This is a genomic window from Labrys sp. F242 (assembly GCF_057813875.1).
Genome location: NZ_JBVASG010000002.1, coordinates 1 through 16,166, shown reverse-complemented (window position 1 = coordinate 16,166; position 16,166 = coordinate 1). Strand labels below are relative to the sequence as shown.

Below are 16,166 nucleotides of genomic sequence, written 5' to 3'. Positions count from 1 at the left end.
GGAGCCCAGTCATGCCTTCTTCATCATATCGTCCCATCCAGAAGGCCCTGCATTGGGCGATCTTTCTACTGGTGCTGGCCTGCTATGGCCTTACCTATAACGACTTGTTTTTTGCGAAGGGCGATCCGGGCCGGGCCCTGGCCTGGTGGAGCCACATTTCGCTGGGCCTCCTGCTCACGGCTCTGATTGCCGCCAGGCTCGTCGCCCGCCTGGCGCTCGGAACTCCCCCGCTGCCTTCGACGATGTCCGGTGCCGAGATGGCAATGGCCAAGGGTGCCCATCTCCTTCTTTATCTCCTGATGATCGGTATCGTCGGCCTCGGCATCACTCTCACCTGGTTGCGTGGAGATGCTCTTACTTTTTTTGGCCTGTTCACCATACCCGCGCCCGTGGTCCCCGATCGCGGTCTGGCACTTCTGGTCAAGGATGCGCACGAGCTATGCGCCGATGCGATCCTGGTCTTGGCCGGCCTCCACGCCGTTGCAGCGCTCTGGCATCATTATGTCCGGGGTGACGATGTCCTGACGCGCATGCTTCCCGGTCGTTCGGCGCGGTAGTGCGAGCGGGTGAGACGCCCCGCTTGGCTTCTTTCTTGATCTGGCTCAGACTCTTGTTTCCATACCCCTTGTAGCTTCGACCCGGCTCCCCACATCATTCTCAGCGAATGCCTGCGGGGTTCGCAAATCTGTATGGCGCCTGGACGATGCTACGGGTCTTCGGGCGTGCTGGAAGGGATAGAGAATGAATTTTGAACGCTATACCGAACGTGCCAGAGGCTTTGTTCAGTCGGCGCAATCGTTGGCGCTGCGCGAGGGGCATCAGCAATTTGCTCCCGAACATCTCCTGAAAGTCCTGCTCGATGATCCCGAGGGACTGGCGGCGGGCCTGATCGACCGCTCAGGCGGCAATTCGCGCCAGGCACTGAACGCCGTCGAGGCTGCCTTGAAGAAGCTGCCCAAGGTGCAGGGGACCGGCGCTGGCCAGGTCTATCTGACGCCGGGGCTTGCCCGCGTGTTCGAGGCTGCTGAGAAGGCGGCCGACAAGGCCTCCGACAGCTTCGTCACGGTCGAGCGGCTGTTGCTGGCGCTCGCCGTCGAAAAGGATACAGAGGCCGGCAAGGCACTGGCGGCTGCCGGCGCGACGCCGCAGAACCTCAACAAGGCGATCGAGGCCCTGCGCAAGGGCCGCACCGCCGATAGCGCCACGGCCGAGAACGCCTATGACGCCCTGAAGAAATATGCCCGCGACCTCACCATCGATGCCCGCGAGGGCAAGCTCGATCCGGTGATCGGCCGCGACGAGGAGATCCGCCGCACCATCCAGGTGCTGTCGCGGCGCACCAAGAACAACCCGGTGCTGATCGGCGAGCCCGGCGTCGGCAAGACGGCGATCGTCGAGGGCCTGGCGCTGCGCATCGTCAATGGCGACGTGCCCGAAAGCCTGAAGGACAAGGCTCTCCTGGCGCTCGACATGGGTGCGCTGATCGCCGGCGCCAAATATCGCGGTGAGTTCGAGGAGCGCTTGAAGGCTGTCCTGAACGAGGTGACCTCCGCCGATGGCGAGATCATCCTGTTCATCGACGAGATGCATACGCTGGTCGGCGCAGGCAAGGGCGAGGGGGCGATGGACGCCTCCAATCTGCTCAAGCCCGCTCTGGCGCGCGGTGAGCTGCACTGCGTCGGCGCCACCACGCTCGACGAATATCGCAAGCATGTCGAGAAGGACCCGGCCTTGGCGCGGCGTTTCCAGCCCGTCTTCGTCGAGGAGCCCACGGTGGAGGACACCATCTCCATCCTGCGCGGCCTGAAGGAGAAGTATGAGCAGCACCACAAGGTGCGCATCACCGACAGCGCCATCGTGGCGGCGGCAACGCTCTCCAACCGCTACATCACCGACCGCTTCCTGCCCGACAAGGCCATTGACCTTGTCGATGAGGCCGGCTCGCGGCTGCGCATGCAGGTGGATTCCAAGCCCGAGGAGCTCGACGAGCTCGACCGGCGCATCGTCCAGCTCAAGATCGAGCAGGAAGCCCTCAAGCGCGAGAATGACGACGCCTCCAAGGACCGTCTCACCAAGCTCGAAAAGGAGCTGGCCGATCTGGAAGAGCGTTCGTCCGAGCTCACCCAGCGCTGGAAGTCCGAGAAGGACAAGCTCGGCCTTGCCGCCGATCTCAAGGGCCAGCTCGATAAGGCCAAGAACGAACTGGCCGAGGCCCAGCGCCGCGGCGAGTACCAGCGCGCGGGCGAATTGACCTATGGCATCATCCCCAAGCTCGAAAAGGAGCTGACGGAGGTCGAGGCGTCCGAAGGCAAGGTCAGCATGGTCGAGGAGGCCGTGACGGCGGATCATGTCGCGCAGGTGGTCTCGCGCTGGACGGGCGTGCCCGTCGACCGGATGCTGGAGGGCGAGAAGGACAAGCTCCTGCGCATGGAGGACGTGCTGGGAGCCAGGGTGATCGGTCAGGGCGAAGCCGTGCAGGCGGTCGCGACCGCGGTCCGGCGCGCCCGCGCCGGCCTGCAGGATCCCAACCGGCCGATCGGCTCCTTCATCTTCCTGGGCCCGACAGGCGTCGGCAAGACCGAACTGACCAAGGCTTTGGCAAGCTTCCTGTTCGACGACGATACGGCGATGATCCGCCTCGACATGTCCGAATATATGGAGAAGCACTCGGTGAGCAGGCTCATCGGCGCGCCTCCGGGCTATGTCGGCTATGACGAGGGCGGCGCCCTCACCGAAGCCGTGCGGCGCCGGCCCTATCAGGTCGTGCTGTTCGACGAGATCGAGAAGGCCCATCCCGATGTCTTCAATGTCCTCCTGCAGGTGCTTGATGACGGGCGACTGACGGACGGGCAGGGCCGTACGGTCGACTTCCGCAACACCTTGATCATCATGACCTCCAATCTCGGTGCCGAATATCTGGTCAGCCAGAAGGAGGGCGAGGATTCGGACAAGGTGCGCGAGGAGGTGATGAGCGTGGTGCGCAGCCACTTCCGGCCGGAGTTCCTCAACCGTGTCGACGAGATCATTCTGTTCCACCGCCTGAAGAAGGCGCAGATGGGCGCGATCGTCGATATCCAGATGGCCCGGCTGCAGAAGCTGCTCGACGAACGCAAGATCACGCTGCATCTCGACGATGCCGCCAGGACCTATCTTGCCGACAAGGGCTACGACCCGGCCTATGGTGCCCGTCCGCTCAAGCGCACGATCCAGCGCCTGGTGCAGGATCCGCTGGCCGAGATGATCCTCTCCGGCAAGGTGAAGGACGGCGTGACCATCGAGATCGGCGCTACAGGCTCGGGCTTGGTCATCGGCGGTCAGGCGGTAAATGCCAGGGCGGCGTAAGGAATTACAGCAAGCCGAAACGAGAAAGCGGGCCTTCGGGCCCGCTTTTGCATTGGGGCCGCACGCTGGAACGGAACTGCAGCAACTCGGCCCTCGATAGCCAATGGCACCACGGCCGTAGCCGCACGACTGGAATAACCCACCAGGCCCTCCAATGCGTGGCTGGCTTTAAAAATGGAACCGGGTTGTCGGGTCTGCGCGTTGAGAAACGTCCTTGGAGCGTAGCGTCATCGACGGCAATCGAGGAGGATCGCATGACTGCGGATGTTGGCAGACTGAAGCCCGCCACCGAACTGGCCGCTCTCAACCAGGCCCGGATCCCGAATGAAAGCGAGGCGTATCGCCGTGCCCGAACTGCTCTGCTTGCAGAGGAAATCGAACTTCGCCGCCGCATTGAACGCGTGGCCGAGATGCGCCGTGCATTGCCACCGGGCGCTCCCGTCGAAAAAAACTATGTGTTCGAAGGAGAGAATGGCCCCGTCCGCTTCGCCGATCTGTTCGGCAAGCACGAAAGCTTGATCGTCTACAACTACATGTTCGGTCCCGAGCGCAAACGCCCGTGCCCGATGTGCACGGCGCTTCTCGGCGCGCTGGCGGGTAATGCGCAGGATATCCAGCAGCGGGCTGCGCTCGCGGTCGTCGCCCGCGCCCCGATCGAGCGGTTGCTCGATTTCAAGCGTGAGCGCGGCTGGCGGCATTTGCCGCTCTACAGCGACACAACGGCCGAGTTCGGTCGCGATTTTGGGACCTGGCGCTCGGATGGCGACTATCCGGGCTACAATGTCTTTACCCGGCGAGACGGCTCCATTCGCCATTTCTGGGGCGGCGAGATGGGTGGCGTGACGGCCGATCCGGGCCAGGACCCGCGTGGCGCGCCCGACCTGACGCCGCTTTGGAATGTGTTGGACACCACGCCGGAGGGACGAGATGCCCATTGGTATCCGAAGGTGGATTACGATTGACCGATAGAGATCACGCTGCGCGGCATTTGGGCGGGGAGAACCCCGCTTACAGAGCCAATCTTGTCTTTGACATGCCTTTGAGAAGGCCGGGCTAGTCGATTCGAACCGAACCAGGCACGGCCATCTCAGCTAGGCCGGGATCAGAACTCAATCCTTCGGATCCTGCGTGCCCTGGCGGATGCTTTCGAGGTTGATCCATAGCGCCATCAGCGTGCAGACCGCACCCGAGAGCAGGTAGACGCCGGCGGAGGCGAGGCCGAACCATGTCGCCAGCGCCAGTGCGACGAAGGGTGCGAAGCCGGCGCCGAACAACCAGGCGAGATCCGAGGTCAGGGCCGCACCGGTGTAGCGATACTGGATCGGGAAGTTCATGTTCACCGCGCCCGAGACCTGGCCGAAGGTGAGGCCGAGCAGGATGAAGCCGCCGATCATGTAGATGAGCTCGCCCGTCTGGCCGCCGTTCAGCAATTGCGGCGCATAGCCCGAATAGATGGCGATCGCCATGGCGCAGACGGCGATGAGGTTACGCCGGCCGAAGCGGTCGGCGATCGGGCCGGAGGCGACGATGGCGGCGAGGCCGAACAGGGCGCTGAAAATCTCGATCACCAGGAACTGGACCGGGCTTTCGTTGGTTTCCAGCACCACCCAGGCGAGCGGGAACACCGTCACCATGTGGAACAGGGCAAAACTCGCCAGTGGCGCGAAGGAGCCGATGATGATGGTGCGCCCCTGCGCGCCCACCGTCTCCAGGATCGGCTTGGGCTGTAGTTCCTGGCTCTGGAACATCTCGCCGTATTCGGGTGTGGCGACGATGCGCAGCCGCGAGAACAACGCCACCACATTGATGGCGAAGGCCACGAAGAAGGGATAGCGCCAGCCCCAGTCGATGAAATCCGCCGCATCGAGCGTGGTGTAGAAAAAGGCGAACAGGCCGCTGGCGACGATCAGGCCGAGCGGGGCGCCGAGCTGCGGGATCATGGCCCACCAGCCACGCTGGCCTTCGGGGGCGTTCAAACTGAGCAAGGCGGGCAGGCCGTCCCAGCTGCCGCCGAGCGCAATGCCCTGGCCGATGCGCAGCAGCGCCAGCAGCACGCCGGCCCAGGCGCCGACAGTGCCGTGATTGGGCAGGAAGGCGATCGCCGCGGTGGAGCCGCCCAGCAGGAAGAGCGCGATGGTCAGCTTGACCTCGCGGCCATAATGCCGGTCGAACAGGGTGAACAGCGCCGACCCGAAGGGGCGCGCGATGAAGGCGAGAGCGAAGATCGCGAAGGAATAGAGCATGCCCGTCAGCGCATCGTGATGCGGGAAGGCAAGCTTGGGGAACACCAGCACGGAGGCGATGGCATAGACGAAGAAGTCGAAATATTCCGACGTCCGACCGATGATCACGCCGATGGCGATCTCGCTCGGCGTGATGGTGTGGCGCCTGGCGCCGTGCTGGCCCGCTGCCCCGGCCGGATGCATGGAAGTCGTGGTGCTCATCGTCCCTCGGCTTTCTCCAAAGACCCCTGGGGTCCTTGGACAGATATGGTTTGGAGCAGGATGAGGTCAAAAGAACCATAGGGGAGGAGCAGCGCGGCGCCAAGACATCTGTCTCCAAGACATCTGCCTTTGGCGCATGTTGCGACACTGCAGATGGTCCTTGTTCACCTCACCGCCTCCGGGGCACTTTTGACCGACGAGGGGCGCGCGCATCGCAGCAAGCCACCGAGCTTGCGTCTCCGCGCTCCCACGCACTTGCTAGGCAAGTGCGGACATCATCTGCCAGGATCGCTCGCACCCTGTCCGAACCCATACCTGTCCAAAGACCCTAGCCCGCTCGACGGAAGCCGTGCAGTATGGGGGTCCCTTGCGTACCTATTGCCGTCTTCACGATGATATTGTCATTGGACAAAATGTCCAATGGGCAGCCTGGAACCGGAGGCGTATCGGCACGACATGCGAATGCTATCCCGAATGCCGTTCCTTAGCTCCGTCCGCTTGCGCAAGCTTGCGCGCCTCGCCCTGGCCCTGCCTCTTATGGGCCTGCTCGCGGGCTGCAATGCCGTGGTGCTCAGTCCGTCAGGCGACATCGCCGCCCAGCAGCGCGATCTCCTGGTGTTCTCTACTGTGCTGATGCTGGTGATCATCATACCGGTGATGGCGCTGACGGTGCTGTTCGCCTGGCGCTATCGCCAGTCCAACAAGGCGGCGCGCTATGAGCCCGATTGGGACCATTCCACCCAGCTTGAGCTGGTGATCTGGGCGGCGCCGCTGCTGATCGTCATCATTCTGGGGGCGATCACCTGGACCGGAACGCATCTGCTCGACCCCTATAGGCCGCTCGAACGCGTGGCCGCGGGCAGGCCGGTGACCAAGGAGGTCAAGCCTCTGGAGGTCCAGGTCGTCGCGCTCGACTGGAAATGGCTGTTCATCTACCCCGAATATGGCGTGGCCAGCGTCAACGAGATGGCGGCGCCGGTCGACCGGCCGATCAATTTCAAGATCACCGCCTCGGCCGTGATGAACTCCTTCTATGTGCCGGCCCTGGCAGGCATGATCTATGCCATGCCGGGCATGGAGACCAAGCTGCACGCGGTGATCAACGCACCCGGAGAATATGAAGGCATCTCGTCCAATTACAGCGGCGCGGGCTTCTCGGGCATGCGCTTCCGCTTCCATGGGCTCGACCAGGCCGGCTTCGACCAGTGGGTCGCCAAGGTCCGTGCCGGCGATGCCGGCGCCCTCGACCGCCCGGCCTATCTCGCTCTGGAGAAGCCGAGCCAGAACGTGCCCGTGCGCCATTACAGTTCCGTCGCCGATGACCTCTATCACGCCATCCTGAACATGTGCGTCGACGCCAACAAGATGTGCATGGACAAGATGATGTCGGTCGATGCTCAGGGGGGCCTCGGCAAGGAAGGCATCAACAATGTCCGCCCGCTGCTCTACGACAAATATGCCCGCCGTGGCGCGGTGTTCGGCCCCGAACCCTATTTCGTTTCCTCCTATTGCGAGGTGCCGCGGTCCGGTGCGCTCGATACTTGGAAGCGCGGCGTTCCGGCGTTGAGTCCCAAGCCCGCCGGCCTCACCGGCGCCAGCCTTTCCATCCCGTCTGCCTCCAGCCAGCCGTCGCAGCTCTCCGCTGCCAAGCCCGGTTAAGTGCAACCTCATTCAAGAGCGGATACCCATGTCTTCTGAAACGGTTGCAGTCAGCCCGATCTTCGGTCGGTTTACACTGGAAGCCATCCCCTATCACGAGCCGATACTGGTCGTAACCTTCATTGGTGTCGCCATCGGCGGCCTCGGCCTTCTCGGGGTCCTGACCTATTTCCGCGCCTGGGGCTATCTATGGCGCGAATGGTTCACCAGCGTCGATCACAAGCGCATCGGCGTTATGTATATCGTGCTGGCGCTGGTCATGCTGCTGCGCGGTTTTTCCGACGCGATCATGATGCGCCTGCAGCAGGCGATCGCCTTCGGCGGATCCCAGGGCTATCTGCCGCCGCATCACTACGACCAGGTCTTCACGGCGCATGGCGTCATCATGATCTTCTTCGTGGCGATGCCCTTCGTCACCGGCTTCATGAACTTCGTGGTGCCGCTGCAGATCGGCGCGCGCGACGTCTCCTTCCCCTTCCTCAACAATTTCTCGTTCTGGATGACCGCGGCGGGCGCAGCCATCATCATGATGTCGCTGTTCGTCGGTGAATTCGCCAAGACGGGCTGGCTCGCCTATCCGCCGCTGTCGGGTATCGCCTATAGTCCGGATGTCGGGGTCGACTATTACATCTGGGGCCTGCAGGTGGCGGGCGTGGGGACGCTGTTATCGGGCGTCAACCTGATCGCCACCATCGTCAAGCTGCGTGCGCCCGGCATGACGATGATGCGCATGCCCGTCTTCACCTGGACTGCGCTGTGCACCAACGTCCTCATCGTCGCCGCCTTCCCGGTGCTGACGGCCGTGCTCGCCTTGTTGTCGCTCGACCGCTATGTCGGCACCAACTTCTTCACCAATGACCTCGGCGGCAATCCGATGATGTATGTGAACCTCATCTGGATCTGGGGTCATCCGGAGGTCTATATCCTCATCCTGCCGGCCTTCGGGATCTTCTCGGAAGTGACGGCGGCCTTCTGCGGCAAGCGTCTGTTCGGTTACACCTCGATGGTCTACGCCACGGTGGTGATCACCATCCTGTCCTATCTGGTCTGGCTGCATCACTTCTTCACCATGGGCTCGGGCGCCAGCGTGAACTCCTTCTTCGGCATCACCACCATGGTGATCTCGATCCCGACCGGCGCGAAGATCTTCAACTGGCTGTTCACCATGTATCGCGGTCGCATCCGCTTCGAGTTGCCGATGATGTGGACGCTGGCCTTCATGCTCACCTTCGTGATCGGCGGCATGACGGGCGTGCTGCTGGCGGTGCCGCCAGCCGACTTCGTACTGCACAATTCGCTGTTCCTGATCGCGCATTTCCACAATGTGATCATCGGCGGCGTGCTGTTCGGCATGTTCGCCGGCATCAACTACTGGTTCCCCAAGGTCTTCGGCTTCCGGCTCGATCCATTCTGGGGCAAGGTCTCGTTCTGGTGCTGGGTCGTCGGCTTCTGGGTCGCCTTCATGCCGCTCTACATCCTCGGCCTGATGGGTGTGACCCGGCGCGTCAGTCATTTCGAGGATCCGTCCCTGCAGATCTGGTTCGTGATCGCCGCTTGCGGCGCCGGCCTGATCGCCATCGGCATCGCCGCTTCGCTGATGCAGTTCTATGTCAGCTTCAAGAAGCGGGAGTCTCTCAAGGATACGACCGGCGACCCCTGGAACGCGCGCACGCTGGAATGGTCGACCTCTTCGCCGCCGCCGGCCTACAATTTCGCCTTCACGCCGGTGGTGCATGATCTCGATGCCTGGGAGGACATGAAGCGCCGCGGCTACAAGCGGCCACTGGAAGGCTACAAGCCCATCCACATGCCCAAGAACACCGGCGCGGGCATCGTCCTGGCCGGGTTGAGCGCGGTCTGCGCCGTCGCCATGATCTGGTATGTCTGGTGGCTCGCGATCGCCAGCTTCGTTGCCCTGCTGGCTGCGGTCATCATTCACACCTTCAACTACAACCGCGACTTCCACATTCCCGCCGAGGAGGTGGCCACCGCCGAGAATGCCCGCACAAATCTGCTGGCGGCAGGAGAACGCTGATGTCGCAGACCATCCTGATGCCGCAGACAGGGGCCGAGGAAAGCCGAGCGCCGGTCTTCCATCTGCCGGAAGAACCGCATCATCCGGAAGGGTCGAGCACCATGCTCGGCTTCTGGATCTATCTGATGAGCGACTGCCTGATCTTTGCGATCCTGTTCGCCACCTATGGCGTGCTGGGCGGCAATTACGCTGCCGGTCCTTCGCCCAAGGACCTGTTCGACCTGAAACTGGTGGCGTTGAACACCACCATGCTGCTGCTCTCCTCCATCACCTATGGCTTTGCCATGATCTCGATGCAGGAAAGCAAGGTCGGCTCGACCCAGGCCTGGCTCTTGGTCACCGCGTTGTTCGGTATGGCTTTCGTCGGCATCGAGCTCTACGAATTCTCGCATATGATCCATGAGGGGGCGACGCCGCAGCGCAGCGGCTTCCTTTCCGCCTTCTACACGCTGGTCTCTACGCACGGCCTGCACGTTTCCACCGGCATTCTCTGGCTGTTCACTTTGATGGTGCAGGTCGCCCGCTACGGCCTGACCACGGCGAACCGCCGCCGCCTCATGTGCCTGAGCCTGTTCTGGCACTTCCTGGACGTCATCTGGATCGGCGTCTTCACCTATGTCTATCTGATGGGGATGCTGCGATGAGCGCCCACACCCACCAAGACTCGCACCAAGACGCCCATCATGACGAGCATGGCTCCTCGCATGGCTCGCGCAAGAGCTACCTGATCGGCTTCGGCCTCTCGGTGGTGCTGACCTTCATCCCGTTCTGGCTGGTGATGACGGGCGCGCTCGAATCGAAGGTCGCGACCTCGCTGATCGTGATCTCCCTGGCGGTGATCCAGATCGTCGTGCACATGATCTATTTCCTGCACATGGATGCCAAGTCCGAGGGTGGCTGGAACCTGATGGCTCTGATCTTCACCATCGTGCTGGTGGTGATCACGCTGACGGGCTCGCTGTGGGTCATGTATCACCTCGTCAACAACATGATGCCGATCTCGGCGCATGACATGCGCAACATGCCGTGAGCCTGCTGCGATGACCGCTGAGCGTTTTCCAGAAAAGTTGGCAGACTTTTCGATTGAGAAAACGCGTCAAAGCGAAGAGTCGGAGAGAAAGTGCGATTCAGAGACATCGCACTTTGCTCCAGAGGGTGGCCGGCCGGCTCGGCCACCACGTTCGCGACGTGGTTTCACCGTCATGGTGGCGGCGCTCATCGTCGCCTTTGCGGGCTTTTGCGCGCTGGGCGTCTGGCAGGTCCAGCGCCTGGGCTGGAAGCAGGGCCTGATCGCCCGCATCGATGCCCGTATCCATGCCGAGCCTGCGCCGCCGCCCGGACCCGAAGCGTGGCCCGCCATCGCGGCGCACAAGGATGCCTATCGCCGTATCCGCCTCGTGGGCGAATTTCTGGACCGTCCACCCGTCTTCGTGCAGGCCACCACCGCGCGGGGAGGCGGCTTCTGGACGTTGTCGCCCCTGAAGACCGAGCAGGGCTTCCTGGTGCTCGTCAATCGCGGCTTCGTGCTGCCGGAGGAGCGCGCCAAGGCCGGCAATGCTGCTGGGCCGGCCGAGGTAACCGGGCTGCTGCGGCTCAGCGAGCCCAAGGGCGCCTTCCTGCGCAGCAATGATCCGGGCGCCGATCGCTGGTATTCGCGCGACGTGGCTGAAATCGCCGTCGCCCGTGGGCTCGGCACGGTGGCGCCCTATTTCATCGATGCCGAGCGGCGGCAGGCCGGCGAAATTCCGACCGGCGGCATGACGGTGGTCGACCTGCCCAACAACCATTTGGTCTACGCGTTGACCTGGTTCGCCCTTGCCCTCATGGCGCTCGGCGGGCTGGCCTATACCGTGCGCGAGAGGAGAGCAGGGTAATCCTTCATTTCAGCCGCCGTTTCTCCAGCTTGCGTGCCAGGGTGCGTCGATGCATGCCGAGGCGGCGCGCGGTTTCGGAAATGTTGAACTCTGTCTCCACCAGCGTCTCGTGGATGCGTTCCCATTCAAGATTCTTGATGGAGGTCGGGGTCTGTGTCATCGGCACGCTGGCGTCGCCGTCGCTGCGCTGGAAGGCTGCTTCGATATCGTCGGTGTTGGAGGGCTTGGCCAGATAGTGGCAGGCTCCGAGCTTGATCGCCTCGACGGCGGTGGCGATGGAGGCAAACCCCGTCAGCACCACGATCTTCATGGCGGGGTCATGACCATGCAGCGCCTTCACGCATTCCAGGCCCGAGCCGCCGGCCAGCTTGAGGTCGACCACGGCAAAGCCCGGCGCGTGGTGTTGGAGCAAGGCCTGCATCGGCTCGAGGCCGGCGGCGACTTCGACGACATAGTCTCGCCGCTCGAAGGATTTGCGCAAGGTTCGGGCGAAGGTCGCATCGTCCTCGACGATGATGAGGCGGCGTTCAGCCGGGGAGGATGCCATCGGTTACTCCTTGGGGCGACAGCGTCGCCATCGGCAGGGTCAGCTCGACCAGGGCGCCGCCATTCAGCAGATTCTTGGCCGTGACGGTGCCGCCGAGTTTGCGGGCGACATTGACGACCAGGAACAGGCCGAGCCCGCCGCCCGGCCGATTCTTGCTGGAATTATAGGGTTTGCCGAGTTGATCCAGTATATCCTTGCCGAAACCCGGCCCTGCGTCGGTGACAGAGAGGGTGAGCCGGTCGCCGCGCCGCTCCAGGGCGATGCCCACCCAATTGGGCGAGGCTTCGAGCGCATTGTCGAAGATGTTGAACACCACCTGCTTGAGGGCGTCGTCCGAGACGATGGAGACATCGGTGCCGAAGGTGTTGTTGTAGTCAAGGCGGGCAGGGGATCGGCTGGTGCGCCATTCCTCCACGAGTTCGTCGAAGAAGCTGAGCACGCTGGTGCGCCGCGTGCCTTCGCCGCGCACTTCGCCCGATGACATCAGGATACCGGTGACGATCGTCTTGCAGCGGTCGAGCTGGCCGCGCATTTCGGCAAGCTCGGCCGCGACCTCCTCGTCCTGCCTGAACATCTCCATGCGCTGCCAGTCGCTCAGGATCACCGAGAGCGTTGCCAGCGGTGTGCCGAGTTCATGGGCGGCGCCCGAGGCGAGCAGGCCCATGCGGACGATATGATCCTCCTCAGCCGATTGCTGACGCAGGCTCGCCAGATGGGCGTCGCGGGCGCGCAGGTTGCGGTTGATGCGGGTGACGAAGAATACCAGCAGGACCGCCGCCAGCACGAAGCAGATGAAGGTGCCCTGGACATGCAGGTCGGCCAGATCGGTGCCCTTCGGCGCCGCCGGCATTGGCAAAGGTCGGTTGAAGGTCGCCAAGCCGACGAAACAGGCGCTGGTGGCCGCGAGCAGCGTCCAGGTCGACCAGGCTTCCAGCAGGACGCCGCCGATGATGACCTGCAGGAGATAGAGATAGATGAAGGGGTTGGAGGCGCCGCCGCTGAGATAGAGCTGCACGGTGAGTGCGGCGACATCGAGCATCAGCTCGAGGAAGAGCTCGGTATTGCCCACCAGGCCCTGGCTGCGCAGCCTGAGGACACCAACGACGTTAAGCGCCACCAGAAAACCGATCACGACCGCCATCTCGAATAGCGGCAGGGGAATGTTGAGCACGAGATCGACGAACAGGATGGTGATCACCTGCCCGATAACGGCTAGCCAGCGCAGCTGGATCAGCAAGGCGAGGTTTTTCTGGTCGGTGGTGTCGCGGATGGCGGTCATGATGCCTTACTATAGCGTCTCGCCGTCGCGCGGCAGCTCTGTCGGCGAAAATGCCGCAAGACAGGGATCCGCCGGCGCCAGATGCCGGCGGCGGGGCCCAGTTCCCATAACGATGGCGGCGGGCCGGGCCTCAGCTCTTGTTGATGCCGGTCGCGATCTCGGCGACGGGCGCCTTGCTCATCAGGGCGTTGATGCGGTCGCGCTCGGCCCTGAAGGTGGCGAGCAGGTCGCCATTGAGCTCACGTCCCTGCGGTAGCTTGATGCGCATCGGGTCGACGAAGCTGCCGTTGATCTTCACTTCGTAGTGGATGTGCGGGCCGGTCGCCAGGCCCGACTGGCCGAGATAGCCGATGACTTGGCCCATCTTGACCTTGGCTCCGACTCCTGTGCCTGAGGCGAAGCTGTTCATGTGCGAATAGGTCGAGAGATAGCCGTTGGCGTGCTGGATCTCGATGTGCCGGCCGTAGCCATTGGTCCAGCCGGATTTGACGATGGTGCCGTTGCCGGTGGCCAGGATCGGCGTGCCGACGCGGTCGGCCCAGTCGACACCGGTATGCATCTTGTAATATCCGAGGATCGGGTGGCGCCGCATGCCGAAGGTGGAACGCATCTCGCCGCCATTGATCGGCTTGCGCGTCAGGAACTTGCGCGCCGACTTGCCGTCCTCGTCGTAATAGTCGACCTGGCCATCGTCAGGACTGGCAAAATGATAGTAGCGCTTGAGCTCGCCATTGACGGTCAGCGCCGTATAGAGGATGTCGCCGACTGGGTTGCCGGCCTCGTCCTGCTCGTAGAACAGCTCGAAATTGTCGCCCGGTCGGGTATGGCGGGTGAGATCGACGTCATAGGCATAGACGCGCAGCAGCCTTTCGATCATCTCCTTGGGCACCTGCTGCTTCAGGGCCGTCTCGTAGATGGAGTAATAGAGGCGGATACCCGTGCCGCTGTCGCCTTCATCCTCGTCGCCGCCACCCTGATTGTCCTGGGCGTTGGCGGCGATGTCGGTCGAACTCGGATCCTGCACTGAGACATAGCCGCCGGTATCGGCGAGCACCACGGTGCCAAGATGCTTGTCGGCGTTATAGACCGACAGGCGTACGGGCCGGGAGTGGGCGTCCTCATCCCCGCCTGGCGCCACCAGAACCCGCAGGCGCAGCCCGCCATGCAGCTTGCCGGCATCGCCGAGCGCCTTGGCGATTTCCTGGACCTCCTGCGGCGTTGCACCCAGGCGCCCCAGAATGGCGGCGAGCGTGTCCTTATCTTCAACCGTGATGGTCTGTTCGCGGGAGGAGACCTCGGGCGTCGTCTTGGCGATATTGGTGAAGTTCTCGGGCACGATGGTGATCTTGAGCGCCGAGTCGGGGTCGGTCTGCACGTCGGTCTCGCGCAGTGCCGTGAGGTCCGCGCTTTCGGCGCGGTCGTCGTCGGCGGCGAGTGCTACGAATTGCGGCGGGATGATCGCGGCCGAGGGATCGCTGCCCTGGGTCTGTGCCCGCACCAGAGCGAGCACCTGCTCGTCCGGCAGCAGGGGACCCGAGGTCGGTTGGAAGTTCACGCCGACCAGGTCGCGGCTGGCCACGGTGACCTCGCCGTCATCGGGCGCTTGCTCGACATGGGGCGCGGCGGGCGCCAGGGCTGCGTCCGGATCGGCGGACAGAGCCTGGGGATTATAAGGCGGCACCTGGGAAGAGAACGGCCCGGAGGCAATCTGCAGGCTCGAGAGTACGCGCGCGAAGGGCTTGACCTTGATGACGTCCTTGTCACCCACTTTCGTGGTGGTGGAGACGCGAATGACCTGATGGGCTTCCATCGTATCGGTCTGGATCAGGATGCGATCGGTCTTTTGGGTGGAGGTTTGGGCCTCGCTGTCGCGCACGACGCTGGGGGCGATCTGCGGTGCATGGCCCACGCTGTATTCGCCGTCCAGAGCGGCATAGACCGCCCCACCCATCAAGCCGGCGCCGCACAGGCCGGTGAGGACCGTACCCGTCAGCCAGCGGATCGAGACCTTGCGCCGGTCGGGCGCGCGCCCGCCATCCGCCGAAAGCGGCGCCTGCGTTCCGGGATCCACGATCCCGTACCGATCCTGCCGCCTGTCTCTATACGTCGTCCGTGGTGACAAATTCGATAGTTCCGCCAGAAATACGCTGAACCCAAAACGCCAAAGCGTGAGGCGGCGCGCATGGTTGGTAGGAAGTTTGCCCCCTTCCTTGGGGGCGGACCGTGCCCTAGCCGGGCGCGCCGGTCAATTCCAGATCCATCTTAACCCCTGATCAATTGGGCCGATTTGGGGCGGTGTATGACAATTCCACGAATCCAGGGGCAGAATTCCTGATCGGGCTGCGTCTGGAGGGGAGGGCTGGGGACGGGTTCATGGGCCAGATTTCATGGGCTGAATATAGATCGCGCGCGGGGGGCCGATACTTCTGCTGAAAGCAGGGCAGAGGTGGCCGCGTTAGGGAGGTAAGCAGCCTCCGATCAGGGCGCGCGGCGGCGGGGTTGAAATGGCCATCCCGAATACCCATGTTTAGACAACGGGTTAGTTGAAGACGCCGAGAAACCCTCCACAGGCTTTCAAAAAAAGCGTCACGCAACCGTCAAAAAAATGAAATCGGCTGTTGACGGGCGGAAAGAGCCCCTCTATACAGCACCCATCGACGGACGGCGCTGCCGCGAATGAGCGGCGGGGCTGATTTGTTGCCTCTTCTGCTTAAGATCGCAAGGTTCTGAACCTGGTGAAAACTGGGGCGGCGAGGCGTCTGGAAGATTGAATGGGTTCAGCTCGTTCCTGCTATTTGACAATTGCATCGGAAGAAAGAGAAGCGTAGGCGACGATGTCCTTGCGGATGTTGGGAAACCGGCATCGAAAGAGACAACGGCGTACTATGTATTCAAGAGCCATCGATGGTTTATCAGCTGTGAAGTTGGTAGGTTATTGGTGCTCTCGTCAAGACGTAGTAATTGCCGGTTCAAATGTTTCAAGTTC

Annotated in this window: 12 protein-coding genes; 8 read left to right on the top strand and 4 right to left on the bottom strand. The window is 62.9% G+C overall.

The window, feature by feature from the left end; all coding sequences use genetic code 11:
- Nucleotides 1-11: 11 nt before the first annotated feature.
- From ACZYTC_RS15655 to ACZYTC_RS15645, 3 genes are all read left to right on the top strand, one after another.
- On the top strand, nucleotides 12-557 hold the full coding sequence (locus tag ACZYTC_RS15655) for a cytochrome b (RefSeq protein ID WP_488990027.1): 546 nt from the start codon (nucleotides 12-14) through the stop codon (nucleotides 555-557).
- Nucleotides 558-741: 184 nt separating this feature from the next.
- Nucleotides 742-3,342, top strand: coding sequence for an ATP-dependent chaperone ClpB (clpB, locus tag ACZYTC_RS15650; protein WP_434959569.1), 2,601 nt, complete (start codon nucleotides 742-744; stop codon nucleotides 3,340-3,342).
- 254 nt (nucleotides 3,343-3,596) lie between these two features.
- A complete protein-coding gene (locus ACZYTC_RS15645) occupies nucleotides 3,597-4,304 on the top strand; it encodes a DUF899 family protein (RefSeq protein ID WP_441774525.1) in 708 nt (235 codons plus the stop codon).
- Between the two features lie 147 nt (nucleotides 4,305-4,451).
- Here the strand turns inward: ACZYTC_RS15645 and ACZYTC_RS15640 are convergent, their stop codons facing one another.
- Nucleotides 4,452-5,786: an MFS transporter gene (locus ACZYTC_RS15640; RefSeq protein ID WP_488990026.1), complete on the bottom strand. Its 1,335-nt coding sequence runs from the start codon at nucleotides 5,784-5,786 to the stop codon at nucleotides 4,452-4,454.
- Nucleotides 5,787-6,260: 474 nt separating this feature from the next.
- Between ACZYTC_RS15640 and cyoA the strand changes: the two genes are divergently transcribed.
- The 5 genes from cyoA to ACZYTC_RS15615 all read left to right on the top strand — a co-directional run bounded on the left by cyoA (nucleotide 6,261) and on the right by ACZYTC_RS15615 (nucleotide 11,354).
- Nucleotides 6,261-7,445, top strand: coding sequence for a ubiquinol oxidase subunit II (gene cyoA / locus ACZYTC_RS15635; RefSeq protein WP_488990025.1), 1,185 nt, complete (start codon nucleotides 6,261-6,263; stop codon nucleotides 7,443-7,445).
- Between the two features lie 28 nt (nucleotides 7,446-7,473).
- Nucleotides 7,474-9,480, top strand: coding sequence for a cytochrome o ubiquinol oxidase subunit I (gene cyoB / locus ACZYTC_RS15630; protein ID WP_434959572.1), 2,007 nt, complete (start codon nucleotides 7,474-7,476; stop codon nucleotides 9,478-9,480).
- Between the two features lie 17 nt (nucleotides 9,481-9,497).
- Nucleotides 9,498-10,124 (top strand): cytochrome o ubiquinol oxidase subunit III, encoded by a 627-nt coding sequence (gene cyoC / locus ACZYTC_RS15625; protein WP_441774524.1) that lies wholly within the window; start codon nucleotides 9,498-9,500, stop codon nucleotides 10,122-10,124.
- Nucleotides 10,121-10,510 (top strand): cytochrome o ubiquinol oxidase subunit IV, encoded by a 390-nt coding sequence (gene cyoD / locus ACZYTC_RS15620; protein WP_434959573.1) that lies wholly within the window; start codon nucleotides 10,121-10,123, stop codon nucleotides 10,508-10,510. Before cyoC ends, cyoD begins: the two co-directional genes overlap by 4 nt.
- Nucleotides 10,511-10,682: 172 nt before the next feature.
- The gene (locus tag ACZYTC_RS15615; RefSeq protein WP_488990024.1) at nucleotides 10,683-11,354 is read left to right on the top strand and encodes an SURF1 family protein; all 672 of its coding nucleotides are present in this window, start codon (nucleotides 10,683-10,685) and stop codon (nucleotides 11,352-11,354) included.
- Between the two features lie 4 nt (nucleotides 11,355-11,358).
- On the opposite strand, the gene ACZYTC_RS15610 is transcribed toward ACZYTC_RS15615, so the two are convergent.
- The 3 genes from ACZYTC_RS15610 to ACZYTC_RS15600 form a co-directional block, all read right to left on the bottom strand.
- Entirely contained in the window at nucleotides 11,359-11,901 is a 543-nt protein-coding gene (locus ACZYTC_RS15610; RefSeq protein WP_488990023.1) for a response regulator transcription factor, read from the bottom strand.
- Nucleotides 11,882-13,180, bottom strand: coding sequence for an ATP-binding protein (locus ACZYTC_RS15605; RefSeq protein WP_488990022.1), 1,299 nt, complete (start codon nucleotides 13,178-13,180; stop codon nucleotides 11,882-11,884). Before ACZYTC_RS15605 ends, ACZYTC_RS15610 begins: the two co-directional genes overlap by 20 nt.
- A 130-nt stretch (nucleotides 13,181-13,310) precedes the next feature.
- Nucleotides 13,311-15,251 (bottom strand): peptidoglycan DD-metalloendopeptidase family protein, encoded by a 1,941-nt coding sequence (locus tag ACZYTC_RS15600; protein WP_488990021.1) that lies wholly within the window; start codon nucleotides 15,249-15,251, stop codon nucleotides 13,311-13,313.
- Nucleotides 15,252-16,166: the final 915 nt, after the last annotated feature.